Origin of the sequence: Nocardioides psychrotolerans (assembly GCF_900113685.1) — a bacterium.
Classification (GTDB): domain Bacteria; phylum Actinomycetota; class Actinomycetes; order Propionibacteriales; family Nocardioidaceae; genus Nocardioides; species Nocardioides psychrotolerans.
The window spans coordinates 160684-177573 of the sequence record NZ_FOQG01000008.1; the positions used below are offsets into that span (position 1 = coordinate 160684).

Annotated in this window: 11 protein-coding genes and 1 pseudogene; 5 read left to right on the forward strand and 7 right to left on the reverse strand. The window is 70.5% G+C overall.

Annotated elements, in window-relative coordinates; all coding sequences use genetic code 11:
• Nucleotides 1–51 precede the first annotated feature (51 nt).
• Nucleotides 52–3231, forward strand: a complete 3180-nt coding sequence (locus BM204_RS11970) for a hybrid sensor histidine kinase/response regulator (protein WP_091113542.1) — start codon at nt 52–54, stop codon at nt 3229–3231.
• A gap of 26 nt (nt 3232–3257) precedes the next feature.
• Here the strand turns inward: BM204_RS11970 and BM204_RS11975 are convergent, their stop codons facing one another.
• Nucleotides 3258–3815: an RNA polymerase sigma factor gene (locus tag BM204_RS11975; protein ID WP_246166557.1), complete on the reverse strand. Its 558-nt coding sequence runs from the start codon at nt 3813–3815 to the stop codon at nt 3258–3260.
• 19 nt (nt 3816–3834) lie between these two features.
• On the opposite strand from BM204_RS11975, the gene BM204_RS11980 reads away from it, so the two are divergent.
• Both BM204_RS11980 and BM204_RS11985 read left to right on the forward strand, forming a co-directional pair.
• Entirely contained in the window at nt 3835–4803 is a 969-nt protein-coding gene (locus tag BM204_RS11980) for a serine/threonine-protein kinase (RefSeq protein WP_170259291.1), read from the forward strand.
• Between the two features lie 189 nt (nt 4804–4992).
• Nucleotides 4993–6081: a Leu/Phe/Val dehydrogenase gene (locus tag BM204_RS11985; RefSeq protein ID WP_091113547.1), complete on the forward strand. Its 1089-nt coding sequence runs from the start codon at nt 4993–4995 to the stop codon at nt 6079–6081.
• Nucleotides 6082–6162: 81 nt separating this feature from the next.
• On the opposite strand, the gene BM204_RS11990 is transcribed toward BM204_RS11985, so the two are convergent.
• The 3 genes from BM204_RS11990 to purF all read right to left on the reverse strand — a co-directional run bounded on the left by BM204_RS11990 (nt 6163) and on the right by purF (nt 9154).
• On the reverse strand, nt 6163–6351 hold the full coding sequence (locus BM204_RS11990) for a DUF3073 domain-containing protein (RefSeq protein WP_091113548.1): 189 nt from the start codon (nt 6349–6351) through the stop codon (nt 6163–6165).
• A 156-nt stretch (nt 6352–6507) separates the two neighbouring features.
• Nucleotides 6508–7590, reverse strand: a complete 1083-nt coding sequence (gene purM, locus BM204_RS11995) for a phosphoribosylformylglycinamidine cyclo-ligase (protein ID WP_091113551.1) — start codon at nt 7588–7590, stop codon at nt 6508–6510.
• Between the two features lie 13 nt (nt 7591–7603).
• A complete protein-coding gene (purF, locus tag BM204_RS12000) occupies nt 7604–9154 on the reverse strand; it encodes an amidophosphoribosyltransferase (RefSeq protein WP_091113553.1) in 1551 nt (516 codons plus the stop codon).
• A gap of 83 nt (nt 9155–9237) precedes the next feature.
• On the opposite strand from purF, the gene BM204_RS12005 reads away from it, so the two are divergent.
• Nucleotides 9238–11019, forward strand: a complete 1782-nt coding sequence (locus BM204_RS12005) for a sensor histidine kinase (RefSeq protein WP_091113555.1) — start codon at nt 9238–9240, stop codon at nt 11017–11019.
• 77 nt (nt 11020–11096) lie between these two features.
• Here BM204_RS12005 and BM204_RS12010 read toward each other — a convergent pair whose 3' ends face one another.
• From BM204_RS12010 to BM204_RS12020, 3 genes are all read right to left on the reverse strand, one after another.
• Complete coding sequence (locus BM204_RS12010) at nt 11097–12515, reverse strand: FAD/NAD(P)-binding protein (RefSeq protein WP_091113558.1); 1419 nt, start codon at nt 12513–12515, stop codon at nt 11097–11099.
• A gap of 61 nt (nt 12516–12576) precedes the next feature.
• Nucleotides 12577–13056, reverse strand: coding sequence for a (2Fe-2S)-binding protein (locus BM204_RS12015; RefSeq protein ID WP_091113560.1), 480 nt, complete (start codon nt 13054–13056; stop codon nt 12577–12579).
• A gap of 19 nt (nt 13057–13075) precedes the next feature.
• Nucleotides 13076–15430 carry a xanthine dehydrogenase family protein molybdopterin-binding subunit gene (locus BM204_RS12020; RefSeq protein ID WP_091113562.1) on the reverse strand — a complete coding sequence of 785 codons (2355 nt, stop codon included), beginning with the start codon at nt 15428–15430 and terminating at the stop codon, nt 13076–13078.
• A 182-nt stretch (nt 15431–15612) separates the two neighbouring features.
• On the opposite strand from BM204_RS12020, the pseudogene BM204_RS23645 reads away from it, so the two are divergent.
• Nucleotides 15613–16156: pseudogene (locus tag BM204_RS23645) on the forward strand (transposase); the annotation flags it as partial.
• Between the last annotated feature and the right edge of the window lie 734 nt (nt 16157–16890).

Sequence of the window (16890 nt, forward strand, 5' to 3'; positions counted from 1 at the left end):
CCGCCGCGCAGGCTCGTCGTCGGGCTGACCGGGAGCGACGGGAGGGGAGCCATGCACGACACGGGGTCGCTGCATCGCAGCATCGTCGAGCAAAGCCCGGACGGTCTGTGGATCCTCGACGCCGAGGGTCGCACCCTCTTCGGCAATGCCCGGCTAGCCACGATCCTCGGACGTCGCGAGCCGGAGCTGGTCGGCCTCCTCTGCGCGGACGTGCTCGACGACGACGGCCGCGTCCAGCTGGCGGCCCACCTCGACGACATGAGGTCCGGTCACCCGGGCCAGCAGAACCTCGAGGCGCTGATGCTGCGGCCCGACGGGACCCCCGTCTGGGTCCTGGTCAGCTGGACCCCGCTGCGTGACCCGGACGGGGAGGTGCGCAGCTGGCTGCACCGCATCTCCGAGTACACCCAGCGCAAGCTGCTCCTCGACACCCTCCAGGACCGCGAGCACCAGCTCGCCGCCGCCCAGTCGCTCGCCCACCTCGGCAGCTGGGAGTGGACCGTCGGCACCGACACGATCTGGTGGTCCGACGAGCTCTACCGCATCTACGGCCTGGTCGCGGGCGAGTTCGCCGCGACGTACGACACGTTCCTCGACTTCTTGCACCCCGAGGACCGGCCGCGGGTCGAGGAGACGATCCGCGCGTGCTTCGCGCAGGGCGACGACTTCGCCTGGGAGGGGCGGATCGTGCGCCAGGACGGGGAGCACCGCTGGCTGCGCGGGCTCGGCATCGTGCACCGCGGGCTCGACGGGGCGCCGCTGCGGATGAACGGCACCGCGCAGGACATCACCGACCTGATCCGGGCCGACCAAGTGGCCGCCGAGGCCACCCGTCGACTGCACCTGCTCCAGCAGATGGCCGAGGCAGCCAACAGCTCGTCCAACCTGGCCGAGGCGCTCGAGAGCGCGGCCGGGACGCTCACGGGCAACAGCGGCTGGGACCCCATCTGCGTCATGGTGCGTGACGAGGCGACCGGAGACCTCGTCCCCCTGGCCCTGCCCCTGCAGAGCGACACCTGGTTGCCCGAGCCCGACCTCGCGCTGGCCGAGAGGTGCTGCACGTCAGGAACCGTCCAGCTCGCCCCGGCTCCCACCCGCGAGGACACCCACACCGTCGTCGCCGTCCCGGTCCTGGTCGGGGAGGAGTGCGTGTGCGTCATCCAGCTCCTCGCCGACGAGGTGCCCCCCGATGAAGAGTCCCAGGAGCTCATCCTCCAGATCGTCGACCAGCTGAGCCGGGTCGCCGAGCGCGAGCGCAACGCCGAGGAGCTCGCCGCCGCGCGTGATGCCGCCATGGAGGCCTCGCGGCTCAAGTCGGAGTTCCTCGCGACGATGAGCCACGAGATCCGCACCCCGATGAACGGCGTCATCGGCCTCAACGACCTGCTGCTGCGCACCGACCTCGACGACCGTCAGCGTCGCCTGGCCGAGGCGCTGCGCGGCGCGGGGCTCACCCTGCTCGGGCTCATCAACGACATCCTCGACCTGTCCAAGATCGAGAGCGGCAAGCTCGAGCTGGAGGCCGAGGACATCGACATCCGCTCGGTCTTCGAGCAGACGGCCGCCGTCCTCGCCGGCCCCGCGCACGAGAAGGGCCTCGAGCTCGTGGTGGCCTGCCACCCCGACGTCCCGGTGCTGGTCAGCGGCGACTCGGTGCGTCTCGGGCAGATCCTCACGAACCTCGGCTCCAACGCCGTGAAGTTCACCGACTCCGGAGAGGTGGCGATCCAGGCCCGCGTCGTCGAGGAGGACGACGACGGCCTGGTGCTCCGCGTCGAGGTCAATGACACGGGCCTCGGCATCTCCGAGGCCGAGCGCGTCGGGCTCTTCGACGCCTTCACCCAGGCCGACCGCTCCACCACCCGGCAGCACGGCGGCACGGGCCTCGGGCTCGCGATCTCCCAGCAGCTGGTGCACGCACTGGGCGGCGAGATCGGCCTGGAGAGCACCCCCGGGGAAGGCAGTACCTTCTGGTTCACCGCACGCCTGGGCCACGCCCGGTCCGACCAGCCCGACCAGGTGTCCGCGTCGACGTACCCGCTGCGCGGGCGCCGCATCCTCGTCGTCGACGACAACACCACCTCGCGCACCGTGCTGCGCGAGCAGCTGGTCGCCTGGCAGGGCTCCGTCGTCGCCGTCGCGACCGCCGAGGAGGCACTGGCGCAGGCGCTGTCCGCCGCCGCAGCCCGCCTGCCCTTCGACGTGGTGCTGCTCGACCTCACGCTCGACGCCGTCGACGGACTGGCGCTCGCGGCCCGCCTGCGAGCGAGCCTGGACAGCCCGCCGCCCCTCCTGCTGCTGACCCGCGACCAACCGGTCTCGGAGTCGCAGGCTCGCGCGGCCGGCATCACCGCCACGCTGACCAAGCCGATCAAGCACTCCGACCTCTACGACGCGCTGCTGCTCGCCGTCGTGGGCGAGGCCCCGGCGCGTGCTCCGCGGCACACGCGCAGCGCGCCCCCGATGGGCGTGAGCGTGCTCGTCGTGGAGGACAACGCGGTCAACCAGCTCGTGGCCACCGGCCTGCTCGAGAGCCTGGGCTGCCGGGTGGAGGTCGCCGGCAACGGCGTCGAGGCGGTCGACCGACTCGAGGGCGAGCACGGCTTCGACGTCGTGCTGATGGACTGCCGGATGCCGCTGCTCGACGGCTACGACGCCACCCGGGCGATCCGGGCCCGCGAGAGCGACATGCGCGTGCCGATCATCGCGATGACCGCCTCCGCGCTCGAGGGCGAACGTGAGCGCTGCCTGGCCGCCGGCATGGACGACTTCCTCACCAAGCCGGTCGACCCGCCCCAGCTGGCCCGGGCGATCTTCCGCTGGGTCCCGGCCACCCGCTCCAGCAGCACTCCCGTGGCCGAGTCCGACAGCTCGGCCCCGACGGTCGACCCCGTGCTGGACCTGGAGCGGGTCGAGATGCTCACCGAGCTCGTCAAGGACGGGGTGACCTTCTTCGAGCGCACCCGGCTGTCCTTCCTGTCCCGCATCGACCTGACCCTCGCCGAGATCCGCACGGCGGTCGCGGACAGCGACGCCGAGCGGGCGATGGCCAGCGCCCACCAGCTCAAGGGCAGCGCGCTCAACCTGGGCCTCACCCAGGTGGGGGCCGCCGCCGCCGCGATCGAGGCCTACGCCGAGACCGGCTCGGTCGAGGGCATCGGCTCGCTGGTCGACGGGCTCGCCCAAGCCGTCGTGGCCGGCGTCGACGCCCTGGTCCGCGTCGGGACCTGACGTGCCTCGCGCTCCGGGTGCCGGCGTCAGTCGTGGACGGCGAGCAACGGTCGCACCGCGTGGCGGGCGGAGTGGATGCGGGACTTGACCGTGCCGAGCGGCACGTCGAGCAGCCGGGCGATCTCGTTGTAGTCCAGCTGCTGCACGTCGCGCAGCACCAACGGCTCCACCAGCTCGGGGCGGTCGGCCCCGAGGATCTCCAACGCGTCGAGCAGGTCGAGCCGGCTGCCCGCGATCACGCTGGTGGTGCGCGGGTCGGGCGTGGCCGGCAGGTCGTCGGTGGGCCGCTCCGCGGCCCGTCGCTTGAGGGTGCGGTAGGTCGACCGGGCGCTGTTGGACGCGACCGCGTGCAGCCACGTGGTGAACTTGCTCCGTCCGGCGAACCCCCCGATCTTGGTCGCCACGAGGAGCAGCGCGTCCTGGGTCGCCTCCTCCGCGTCCTCCGGATAGATGAGCATCCGCCCGCAGATCCGTCGTACGCGAGGCTGGATCTCGGCCAGCAGCTCCTCGAGGGCGGCGCGGTCGCCCGCTGCCGCACGCGTGGCGAGCTCCTCGAGCGTGGGGCCACCGTCCTCCGAGATCACCTGCGGCACACTACCCACCATGGCCCTCCCGGAACGTCTCGGACGACTCCAGCAGGTGGAGCGGCTCGGGGTGGGCGGGTTCGCCACGGTCTGGCTCTACCACGACGAGGAGCTGCAGTCCGACGTCGCGGTGAAGGCGCTCGCGGAGAACTGGGCGCAGCGGCTCGACGTCCGCGAACGCTTCCTCGAGGAGGCGCGGATCCTGCGACGCGCCGACTCCGACCACATCGTGCGGGTCTACGACGTCGGCGAGGCCGACGGGACGCCCTACTTCGTCATGACCTATGCCGACCTCGGCTCGCTCGGCGACGTGCTCGAGCGCGACAGCCTTCCCCCACTGGCCACCGCCGTCGACATGGTGCGCCAGGCCGGCGCCGGCCTCTCGGTGCTGCACGAGCACGGGGTGGTCCACCGCGACATCAAGCCGCAGAACCTCCTGGTCCGCAGCGGCGGCAGCGCCGGCGACCGGATCCTGGTGGCCGACCTCGGCGTCGCCAAGGCACTGCTGCACGCTTCGGGGCTGACCCAGGTGGTCGGCACCCCGTCCTACATGGCGCCCGAGCAGGCCACCGGGATCGGCGTGGACGTGCGCGCCGACGTGCACGCGCTCGCAGCCGTCACCTACCAGCTGCTCACCGGCCGCCTGGTCCGCACCGGCACCCTCGGTGAGCTCATGCACGCCACCCTGCCCCCGGCGCCCTCCACGCTCGTCGACCTGCCGACCGCGGTCGACGACGTCCTGCTCCGGGCCCTCGAGCCCGACCCCGAGGACCGGTGGCCCGACGTCGCTTCCTACGTCGCCGCCCTCCGCGCCGCCGTCCCTGCCCCCGCCGGCGCCCAGGAGCAGCTGACTCTCTGGCAGCTTCCCGACCGCCCCCGCGAGGTGGTCCCGGCCAGCCGCGGGACGACCTGGACGACCGCCTTGATCAGCCTGCTCGCCTTCGTCGCCGCCTTCGGTGTCGCCTACGTGATCACCACGCTGGTCTGAGCGTCCTTCGGCGCGCGCCACCACCCCGCCGCCCGAACAGCCACCCGCGCCACCACCCCGACACCCGACGACCACGGAGAAGCGCACCACCAGCGTTACGCTGGCTGTGAGCCGCGCCACCCCTGTGGCTCACCGCCCCAGGGCCGCCACACCCACGCGGCCCGCGACACACGAATGAGGACATCACCCATGTCTGCAGCCCCCTCGGTCGACGTCTTCGACCTCGGCTCCGAGCACGAGCAGGTCGTCTTTGCACGCGACGCGGCGACCGGCCTCCGAGCGATCATCGCGATTCACTCGACGGCCCTCGGCCCGGCTCTCGGCGGCACCCGCTTCTTCCCCTACGCCAGCACGGCCGATGCTGTGCGCGACGTGCTCGACCTGTCACGCGGCATGTCCTACAAGGCCGCGCTCGCGGGCCTGGACCTCGGCGGCGGCAAGGCCGTCATCATCGGCGACCCCGCCGCGCTCAAGGGTGAGGCCCTGCTGCGCGCCTACGGCCGCTTCGTCCAGTCGCTCGGCGGCCGTTACTACACCGCCTGCGACGTCGGCACGTTCTCGGCCGACATGGACCACATCGCCCGCGAGTGCGACTTCGTCACGGGCCGCACCACCGCCCACGGTGGGGCAGGCGACAGCTCGGTCCTCACGGCGTACGGCGTGTTCCAGGGCATGCGGGCCGCCTCCACCGTCGCGTGGGGCTCCGACTCGCTGGCCGGTCGCACCGTCGGGATCGCCGGCGTCGGGAAGGTCGGACGCCACCTCGCGCGCCACCTCGTCGAGGACGGCGCCCAGGTGGTCGTGACCGACGTCGCCACCGCCGCACTCGAGCGCGTGCGCGACGAGCTGCCCGGCGTCACCGTGGTCGGCTCCACGCAGGACCTGGTCACGAGTGCGCTCGACGTCTACGCCCCGTGCGCGATGGGTGGCGCGCTCGACGATGCCGTGCTCGATGTCCTGTCTGCCCGCATCGTGTGCGGCGCCTCCAACAACCAGCTCGCCCATCCCGGCATCGAGAAGTCGCTGGAGGACCGCGGGGTGCTCTACGCGCCGGACTACTGCGTCAACGCCGGCGGGTTGATCCAGGTCGCCGACGAGCTCGAGGGCTTCTCCTTCGACCGGGCCCAGCAACGCGCGGGGGGCATCTTCGACACGACGCTGCGCGTCTTCGAGCTCGCCGCCTCCGACGGCGTGCCGCCCGCCATCGCTGCGGACCGGTTGGCCGAGCGGCGGATGCGCGACGTGGGTCGCCTCCGGGGGATCTGGCTGGGCGCCTGAGCACCGGTTCGGCCCGAGCCCGCAAACAGACACAGAGGGTCCCCCGGCCTGGCCGGGGGGCCCCCGTGTGTCAGCGGAGGTTCAGTCTCGTCGTGTCGGCTCGATGACGTCGGACCACTTCTCGAGCACCTCGGGATCGACTTCGTCGGTCTGACTGTTCTCACCGCCGTGCAGTTCGCTGGCCAGCGCCCCGAAGTCCGTGTCGTGCGTCCGGTACTTCAGGTCGCGAGCGACCTTGGTCTGCTTGGCTTTAGCTCGGCCGCGCCCCATAGGGTCAGCCCCCTCGCAAGTCGGCCGGGGCACCATGGCTCCCGGGCTGTCTCAAAGATTTCTCGTGAGGGCAACGCTACCTGCTGGCTGGGTGTTCCCGCACGTCGAGGGTCAATATCGCGGCGTTTCGGGGTACGCCCTGGGCGAAATCGCCTCTCACCAGCCCGGGTGCTGGCCCTCCAGCACGACCCGACCCCGCTGCTCGGGGTCGACGGAGACCTCCCCGACCACCCAGGCGCGGATGCCGAAGCCGGCCAGCACCTCGATGGCGCGGTCCATCGCGGCCGGCGCAGTGATCGCGACCATGCCGACGCCGCAGTTGAGCGTCATCTCCAGGTCGGCCTGCGAGAGCGCACCCACGCGGCGTACGACGTCGAAGATGGGCTGGGGCGTCCAGGTGCCGCGCTCGAGGGTCGCCATGAGCTCCTCGGGCATGACCCTGGCGAGGTTGGCGGCGAGGCCACCGCCGGTCACGTGCGACATGGCATGGACCTCGACCTGGTCGGCGAGGGCCAGGCAGGCCTTGGCGTAGATCCGGGTCGGCTCGAGCAGCTCCGCGCCGAGGGTGCGGCCCAGCTCGGGGACGTCGCGGTCCAGCTCCCACCCGGCGGTCTTGAGGAGCACGTGACGCACCAGCGAGAAGCCGTTGGAGTGCAGCCCGCTCGCCTCCATCGCGATGACCGCGTCCCCGGGCCGCACCCGGCCGGGGCCGAGCAGCTTGTCGGCCTCGACGACGCCGGTGGTGGCGCCGGCGACGTCGTAGTCGTCGGGCTCCAGCAGGCCGGGGTGCTCGGCGGTCTCACCGCCGATGAGCGCGCAGCCGGCCTCGACACAGGCCTCGGCGATGCCCTTGACGATGGCCGCGATGCGCTCGGGGACCACCCGGCCGCAGGCGATGTAGTCGGTCATGAAGAGCGGCTCGGCCCCGCACACGACGAGGTCGTCGACGACCATGCCGACCAGGTCGTAACCGATGGTGTCGTGGACGTCCATCGCCTGCGCGATGGCGACCTTGGTGCCGACCCCGTCGGTCGAGGTCGCCAGCAGGGGTCGCTTGTACGACGTCAGGGCGCTGGCGTCGAAGAGCCCGGCGAAGCCGCCGAGCCCGCCGATCATCTCGGGCCGGCGGGCCTTCTCGACCCAGACCTTCATCAGCTCGATCGCGGTGTCGGCCGCTTCGATGCTCACGCCGGCCGCGGCGTAGGCGTTGCCGACGTGGGTGGAGGGGGTCTCGCTCACAGGTTGCTCCCGATCAGGGGTTGTTGAGGACGGGCAGCGCCTTGCCCAGCGTCGGCGACTTCAACGTCGCCTCGAGCAGGTGCTTGCCGAGGAGGCTCTCGTCGGGCAGCTCGATGGGGTAGTCGCCGGTGAAGCAGGCGGTGCAGAGCCTGGTCTTCTCCTGCTTGGTGGACTCGATCATCCCGTCGAGGGAGATGTAGCCGAGGCTGTCGGCGCCGACACTGGCGGCGATCTCCTCGGGGGTGAGCCCGTTGGCGATCAGCTCGGCCCGGGTCGCGAAGTCGATGCCGTAGAAGCAGGGCCACTTGACCGGCGGGCTGGAGATCCGGACGTGGACCTCCAGGGCTCCGGCCTCGCGCAGCATCCGCACCTGGGCGCGCTGGGTGTTGCCGCGCACGATGGAGTCGTCGACCACGACGATCTTCTTGCCCCGGATCATGTGGTCCAGGGCATTGAGCTTGAGCCGGATGCCGAGCTGGCGCAACGTCTGGCTGGGCTGGATGAACGTGCGACCGACGTAGGCGTTCTTGACGAAGCCCTGACCGAAGGGGATCCCGCTCTCCTCGGCGTAGCCGGCAGCGGCCGGGGTGCCGGACTCGGGAACCGGGATCACCAGGTCGGCCTCGACGCGGAACTGCCGGGCCAGCTCGCGACCCATCTCGACGCGCGTCTCGTGCACGCTGCGACCGGCGATCGTCGCGTCGGGGCGGGCGAGGTAGACGTACTCGAACACGCAGCCCTTGGGGTCGGGCTGGGCGAAGGTGTGGGAGCGCAGGCCCTGGTCGTCGATGACGAGCATCTCGCCGGGCTCGACCTCGCGCACCACGCTGGCGCCGATGGTGGCGAGCGCGGCGTCCTCGGAGGCGACCACCCAGCCGCGGTCGAGGCGACCGAGCACGAGCGGTCGGATGCCCTGCGGGTCGCGGGCGGCGTAGAGGGTGTTCTCGTTCATCCAGACGAACGAGAACGCGCCCTGGAGCAGCGGCAGCACCTCGAGCGCGCGCTGCTCGAGGCTGGTGTCGGGGTGGTGGGCCAGGAGGGCCGTCACGAGGCCGGTGTCGTTGGTGGAGGACTCCACGTTGCGGGCGTGCAGGTCCAGCTCGCCGGGGTCGGCGGGGAGCGCATCGACGAGCGCAGCCAGGTCGTGGGTGTTGATCAGGTTGCCGTTGTGTCCCAGGGCGATCGAGCCGTCGACGGTCGGGCGGAAGGTCGGCTGGGCGTTCTGCCAGGTGCTCGCCCCGGTCGTGGAGTAGCGCGAGTGGCCGATCGCGAGGTGGCCCTTGAGCGAGTCGAGGGTGGTCTCGTCGAAGACCTGGGAGACCAGGCCCATGTCCTTGTAGACCAGGATCTGACGGCCGTTGCTCACCGCGATGCCGGCCGACTCCTGACCACGGTGCTGGAGGGCATAGAGCCCGAAGTAGGTCAGCTTGGCGACGTCCTCACCGGGCGCCCAGACGCCGAAGACGCCGCAGGCGTCCTGCGGTCCCTGGTCGTGCGGGTCGAGCGCCGCGGTCAGACGCCCGTCACCGCCGCGTCTCTGGCCACTGCTGCTGAGGTAGGGCACGCGATGATTCTAGAAGATCCCCGCCCCGATGGGTGACGCCGGTCGTAAGGTGACCGGAGCCAAAGTAAAGACTGCGAGGTGAGATGGCTCTCGAGGCCCAGCAGGTCCCCGTGATCGACGTCCGCGCGGCGTGGGCCGATGCCCTCTCCCGCGACGCCCTCCAGCTGATCGCCGAGGGCGTCACCGAGATGGTCGGCTTCCAGGTCGCGATCCTCAGCGTGGTGCGCGACGACAGCCTCCGCGCGGTCGCGGTCGCGGGCAGCGAGTCAGCCCGTGAGCGTCTCATCAACGCGGTGACGCCCATGGAGGTCATCCACCAGGAACTCGCCGTCGCGGACGACTGGGGACGCTTCAAGTTCGTGCCCAGCGAGCGCGCGCCGGCCGACACCGCCGACTGGGGCTGGGTGCCCGACCTCGAACCCAGCGACGATCCCGACGCCTGGCAGGCCCTGGACCTCCTCGTCGCCCCGCTGCGCGACGCCTCCGGCGAGATCGTAGGCCTGCTCTCGATCGACCTGCCGGTCAACGGCCGGCGGCCCGATAGCGACCAGCGCACGCTGCTGGAGCGCTATGCCGCGCAGGCCGAGCGCGCCGTCCTGGTCGCGCTCGAGCGGCAGGCTCTCTCGGAGCAGATCCGACTGGCCACGGCGGCGCGCGAGATCGTGCGCAACGCCAGCGTGCAGCTGCACGTCGACGACCTCCTGGCCCAGTGCGGCGAGGCGCTCACCCACGGGTTCCGCGCTGGCGGGAGCTGGGTCCAGACCTTCGACGAGGCGGGCCTGAGCACCGGCGCCCTGCACAGTGCCCAGGGTGCCGACATCTGGCTCCCGGACGGGCTGATCGAGATGGCCGAGACGTCCGCGCACCAGCTGTGGGCGCTGCAGCAGTCGGTCGTGCTCGAGCGCCACCCCACCTCGCTCGGGGTGCTGACCCAGGAGCAGTACGACCAGATCACCCCCTTCATGGAGCGCATCGGGGTGGACTACCTCCTCTTCGTTCCTCTCGGGGCCGGCTCCACCTGCGTCGGCAACCTGGTGCTGACCCGCAACGAGGGCCAGCCGGCCTGGACATCGACCGAGGCCGCCGCCGCTCTCGACATCGGCCACGATCTCGGTCGCGCGATCCTCAACGCACGCACCTTCGCCCACGAGCACCGGCTGGTGGCCGAGCTCACCGCGCTCGACCTCTACAAGGGGCAGCTGATCGCGACGGTGTCGCACGAGCTGAAGAACCCGCTCACGGCCATCGTCGGACACCTCGAGATGCTCGACGGCGCCCCGGAGCTCAGCCCGGCGAGCCACAACTCGGTGTCCGCGATCGGCCGTGCTGCCCGACGCCTCCAGCGCGTGATCGACGACCTGTTGCTGCTCTCCAAGGTCGGCGACCCCGACCAGCCGATCGTCCCCGCGCCGGTCCACCTCCAGCCGATCGTGGAGGACGTGCGCGACCTCACCGCCATCTCCGCCAGCCGCGGCCGGGTTCGCGTCGAGCTCGATCTGCCCCTCGAGGCGATGGTCGCTGACGGCGACGCCGAGGAGATCGACTGCCTGTTGACCAACCTGCTCAGCAACGCCGTGAAGTACAGCCCCGCGGACACGACGGTCTCGCTCTCGGTCCACCGCGACGGCGCCGAGATCGTCCTCACCTGCCGCGACCAGGGCATCGGCATCTCCGCCGAGGACCAGGAACAGCTGTTCACCGAGTTCTTCCGGTCGGCCGACCCCAACGCCCGCGCCCAGCCGGGCACGGGGCTCGGACTGGCCATCGCGGCCAGGATCGTCGAGCGTCACCACGGCAGCATCACCGTGACCTCCGAGCTCGGTCACGGCAGCACGTTCACCGTGCGGCTCCCGGCCGCCGCCTGAGCGGACCGGCCAGGACCGAAGGACGGGGGCAGGATCGAGCTCGAGTCGTCGTACCTCGTGGGGACGACCGTGCGGGTCTACCTCCCGGTCGCGAACACCCTGAGCGGCAGCAAGGCCACCTGAGCCCGCGCCACCTCGGCCGCCTGCGTGCGGATCTCCGGAATGGCCGTCGACTCCCACAAGGTGCCCTTGCGCGGTGGTCCCACGGCGTAGAACCCCGCAACGAGCTGGCCGTGCGGGTCCAGGAGCGCGCCGTCGGTCGTCGTCGAGAGGCCCAGGCAGAGCGGGTCCGGCGAGGCGATCCCCCGCTCGCGCAGCGCGAGCAGCAAAGGGTCCCCGCTGCGGCTGATATCGGTGGACGGCCCGGTGCAGTTGACCAGCGCGTCGGCCACGACGGGGGCGTGGCCCTGGCCGATGTGGACCTCGCAACGCTCGCCGCGGTCGACCACCCGGTGGACGCCTCCGGCGAGGACAACGAGGCGCCCCTCCGCCTGGTAGTCCTCGAGCCGGGCCGCCACCTCGGGCGCCATCCGGTGCCGGCGAACCTCCCAGTGGCGCGCGTGCTTCTCCAGGAACCGACGTCGCTCGTCGAGGTCGAGCAGTTGCCAGGCCGCCTGCGTCTGGGGGCGCAGTCCGTCCACCACCGCGCGCCAGTCGACACCCTGGGCCTGCGCGGCCACGACCTGCTCACCGAAGAAGGCGGCCAGCCTGTCCGCGTCGAGAGGACCCGTGATCGTGGGGCTGACCCAGGCCGTGGACTGCTGGCCCACGTGGGTCTCGGGCAGGAAGCCGTGACGGCTCACCATCACCACGCGGCGCGAGGGGTGTTCCTCGAGGAAGGTGATCGCGGTGTCGATCGCCGTCAGACCGGTCCCCACGAAGACGGCGGTGGAGTCGCCGGGCAGCAGGTGCAGCGCCGCGAGGTCCCACGGGTTGGCCACGTGCCAGGAGGCCGGCGGCAGCACGTCACCGTCGACGACCAGGGCGCGGGGCTCCTGGTTGCCGTAGGCGAGCACCACCGAGTCGGTCACCGACACCGTGCCGGAGGCGTGGACCTCGTAGCCCCCGCCGTCGAGCGGCACGATGTCGTCGACGCGTCCGGCCCGGACGGTGAGTCGGTGGTCGGCCACCGAGGCCAGGGTGTCCTGGAGGTAGGCGGCGAAGTCACGACGGGGCAGGAAGCCCTGCGGGTCGACGTCGCGACCCGTGCGGGCGGCCCACTCCAGCAGGTCGGAGGGTACGTCGGTCCACGCGCTCATGTGCCGTGCCCGGACGTTGAGCAGGTGCCGGGGGTCGCACGTGCCGTAGGCGATCCCACGGCCGAGGATGCCGCTGGCCTCGTGGATCGTCACCGCGACCTGCTCACCACCAGGGATGGTGAGCAGGTTGATCGCGGTGAGGACCCCACTCGCTCCCCCACCGATCACCGCGACCCGGGTCGCGGGCGCGTGAGGGGCGGAGAGTGAAGTGGGTGAGGTCGGTGAGGAGGTAGCCACTCCCCAAGTCTACTGTTTGTAGTGACTTAAGGCGAACAGGCGGCTTAGGGGGTCGCGCAGGTCAGCGCATGTTGCGGGCGCCCTGCTCGATGGCTTCGCGGATGCGGAAATAGGTCCCGCAGCGACAGATGTTGCGGATCTGGTCGAGGTCGGAGTCGCGGATCTCGCGGCCTTCCCGACGGACCTTCTTGACCAGCGCCACCGCGGCCATGATCTGGCCGGGCTGGCAGTAGCCGCACTGGGACACATCCTGGTCGAGCCAAGCCTTCTGCATCGGGTGCAGGTCCTTGCCGACGGTCTCGTTGAGGCCCTCGATGGTGGTGACGCGGTCCTTGGGCTTGAGGTCGCCGACCCGGACGGCGCAGGGGTTGAAGGCCTTGCCGTTGATGTGGGACGTGCACGCCTTGCACACGTTGATGCCGCAGCCGTACTTGGGGCCGGTGACACCGAGCAGGTCACGCAGGACCCACAGGACGCGGACGTCGTCGTTGACGTTGACGGTGACGGGCTTGCCGTTGAGGATGAAGGTCTGCTTGGGCATGGTCTGTCTCTCTTCTTCCTCAGCGGGTGAGCTTGAGGCCGTTGGTCGGCGAGGGCGGCACGGGAGGGATGAACGACTTGGGCTTGAACGAGATCTGGCCGTGGTTGATCGGGAAGTACGCCGGCATCTTCCCGGTGGCCCGCACGTAGGCGCATGCCACGGCAGCAGCCGTGGAACCCACCGCCGCCTCTCCGGCCCCACCGGGGGTGTCGGAGTCGGACTTGATGATGTGCACCTCGATGTCCTTCGGCACGTTCCACTGGCGCGTGTAGAAGTAGTTGTCCCAGCTGGCCTCGAGGAAGCGGCCGTCGCGCAGGTGGCACGACGCGGTCAACGTCATGGCGATGCCGTCCATAGCCCCGCCCTGCATCTGGGCCTCGAGACCACGCGGGTTGATGACCAGCCCGGTGTCGACGGCGACGACGACCTTCGTGACGCGGGGCCCGGTGACCGTCTCCTTGCCGAGGTCGCGGTTGACGGTCTGAGGGCGGCAGTCGATCTCGACGAGCACCGCGGTGCAACCCTTGTACTCCTTGTGGATGGCGATGCCCTGGGCCGTGCCCTTGGGCATCGGGCGGCCCCAGTTGCCCTCCTTGGCGACCTTGCGCAGCGCCGTCTTGACCCGCTCGCTCTTGAGGAACTCCATGCGGAACTCCAACGGGTCCTTGCCGACCTTCTTGGCGATCTGGTCGATCGTCAGCTCGGCGGCGGTGCACACGTCGGGTGAGTAGATGTTGCGCATGGAGCCGGTGCTGAACTTGTCCTCGAACTCCAGGGGCTCGTTGAGCAGCTGGGTCAAGACGCCGAAGTTGTAGGGCAGCTCCTGGGTGAGGGTGAAGATCGACTCGGCGAAGCTGAGCCCGCCCAGCCCGAGGGGATCGAGCTCGTCGGCCTGGGAGGTGATCATCTCGCCGAGGCCGTGGCTGAAGTCGGACGTCACGCTGGTGTGGCGCTGCTCGAAGCTGAGCACCTGGCCGTTGAGGACCGTGGCCCGCACCCGCGAGGTCGCCATCGGGTGCAGCCTGCCCTGGCGTGGCTCGTCGGCGCGGTGCCACATCAGCTTGACCGGCTTGCCCATCGCCTTGGAGATGGTCGCAGCCTCGATGGCGTGGTCGCCGAACAGCTTGTGGCCGAACGAGCCGCCGGACGTGATCACGTTGACCTTGACCTGGTCCTGGGCCAGGCCGACCGCCTCGGCCACGCGCTGCTGGGCCAGGATCGGGACCTTCAGGCCTGCCCAGATAGTGGCGCGATCGTCACGGACGTCCGCAATCGCGGAGTAGGTCTCGAGCGCAGCGCTGCTGCGGAACGCGAACGCGACGTTGGTCTCGACCGTCTCGGCCAGGATCGGCACGTTGGGCACGACCATGGGCAGCTCCTGCCCGCGCAGCTTGGCCAGGATGGTGCTGTCGGACTCGCCCGACACGGTGCCGGGGTTCCACTCGACGTCCATCTCACGGATGGCGTCGATGCACTGACCGAAGGTGCGCGCCCGGACGGCCACGCCCGTGGGGACGACGGCGACGTGGGTGACGCCGTCCATCTTCAGGATGCGCGCCAAGTTGTTGAGCTTCTTGGGCGTGCCCTGGTGCTCCGGGGCACGGCAGACCATCGTCGGCAGGGCACCGGGCACGTCGAGGTCGGTGGTGAACTTCTTCTTGCCGGTGACCGCGTCGCGGGCGTCGAGCCGGTTCTTCGGCTTCCCGATGACCGTGAAGTCGCTCGGCGGGCGCAGCACCACCTCCACCGCCTCGACGACCTGGCTGGCCGCAGACGAGGCGAGCTCGCCGTACGTCGCGTTGTTGCCGAGACCGTCACTGATCACGCCGCCGGTCGTGGTCAACCGGTCGGCGGTGGTGCCGAAGAGGATCGCGGCCGCCTCGAGCAGCTTCTGCCGCGCGAGCGCACCGGCGACGCGGATGGGCGTGTAGGTCGAGAACGTCGAGTTCGATCCACCGGTCAGCTGGTTGAGCAGCAGCTCGGGCCGGGCCGGCGCCAAGGTGACCTTGACCTTGTTCATCGGCAGGTCGAGCTCCTCGGCCAGGATCATCGTCGTGGAGGTGAGGATGCCCTGACCGACCTCGCTGCGAGGCAGGGCGAAGGACGCCGTGCCGTCACGGTTGATGGTGACCGTGATGAGCTGCGAGGTCGGGGCTGCGGAGTCGGTCTGCAGGTCCTCGAGGTCGTAGAGCTCCGGGATCTGCACCCCGGAGGGAACGGCGCCGCGCGCCGGGCGCGCGAGCGTCAGGTCGGCGGCCACGACGAGCGTGCTGCCCGCCAAGACGTAGCCCAGGAACGATCGACGCCCGAGACCGGCAGCGGCCGTCGCGGTGTCGGGCGTGCTGTGCGCGTTGTCGAACGATGAGAAAGACATGTACACCCCATGGATGCGCGTCGCCTCGAGGTGGACCCCGAGGTACGTGCGACACGCTGCCCCAAGAGTGACAGGCGTCACGCCCGTCCAAAAGGGAACGACGCCCAGTAATGGGACACGTCACCTGTGCACACTGCACAGCGTGGCCGGGATAGGTCGTCAGTCGTCCTCAGGATGAGGGTGAGCTGGCGCGGAGCTTCTCCGCGCCTGGGACGCGGTCCCCACAGGCGAGGATCGCGCGTGGTGGCGGTCAGGGTTACCAGCGGCCCTACAACGGTGAAGGCACGCCGGCCGAAGGCGCGGCGCCTGGACCACTCGCCGGAGCAGACCTCGAAGAAGCTGCCCGGACTGTTCGCGAGGAACCGGCGGATGCGCGTGTGTCACGAGGCGATCTGCCAGTCGTTGTTCATCCAGACCGAGGGTGAGCTCAAACGGGAGCTGACCGCGCACCTACGCAGTGGCCGCCAGGCGCGTAAACCCCAGACAGGGCGGGCGAAACGCGCCACGTTGGGCATCACCGCGGCCATCACGATTCGGGCACGCCCTGCTGAGGTCGAGGACGGTGCGGCGCCGGGGCGTCACACCGCTCAGATGGCTCGGACGAGCCTGACCGAGATGATCGCGACGCTGCCGCTAAGCCTGCGTAGGTCGATCACCTGGGACCGCGGCTCCGAGATGGCCCAACCCGCCCAGCTCCGCATCGAGACCGGCGTCCCGCCCTACTTCCCGCGCTTGTCAAGCGAACGTCTCTTCGACTACACTAGATGCATGACAGCCGGCGCCATCATCGACCCCCATCAGGTCGGCGATGACGCGCCCACACCCACCAACCTGATCGACCAGATCCGGGCCACCAAAGCTGCAGAGAACGCCGCCGGGTTGCGGATGTTCCACCTCGCGATCGCGTGGGCCCACGCCCACCCCGAGACCCCCGGCGACCAGTCCTGGAAGGCGCCACGAGCTTCCTATGTCCCGGGTGAGCCGATGGGCGACGGGTCCCCGGTCATCGGTGACCTCGATGAGGTGCAGTGGTTCGGGATCCCCCCCATCACCTGGTCCGCCGCCGCACCCTTCGCCACAGCGAACGCGATGTCCACCGCAGCCGGGAAGGCGTTCCTGCGGGACTGCCTCGTGATCCGACACCGCATGCCGAGGGTCCACGCAAAAGTAGTGGCCGGGAAGGTCCCGGTGTGGCGGGCCCGGCGCATCGCGGGCGCCGTCCTCGGCGCACCCAGAGACGTCATCGCCCACGTCGACCGTGCCATCGCCCCCCTCGCCGACACCGCAGGGTTGATCACCCTCGACCGCCTCATCGACGAAGCGATGCTCCTCCTGCACGCCGAACAAGTCGAAGCAGAATCCCTCGAAGCCCTCGAACACCGCCACGTCACCCTCGATGAGAGGTCGATCGGTCATACCGGGATCGCGGAGATGACCATCCGCGCCGACTGGGCCGACCT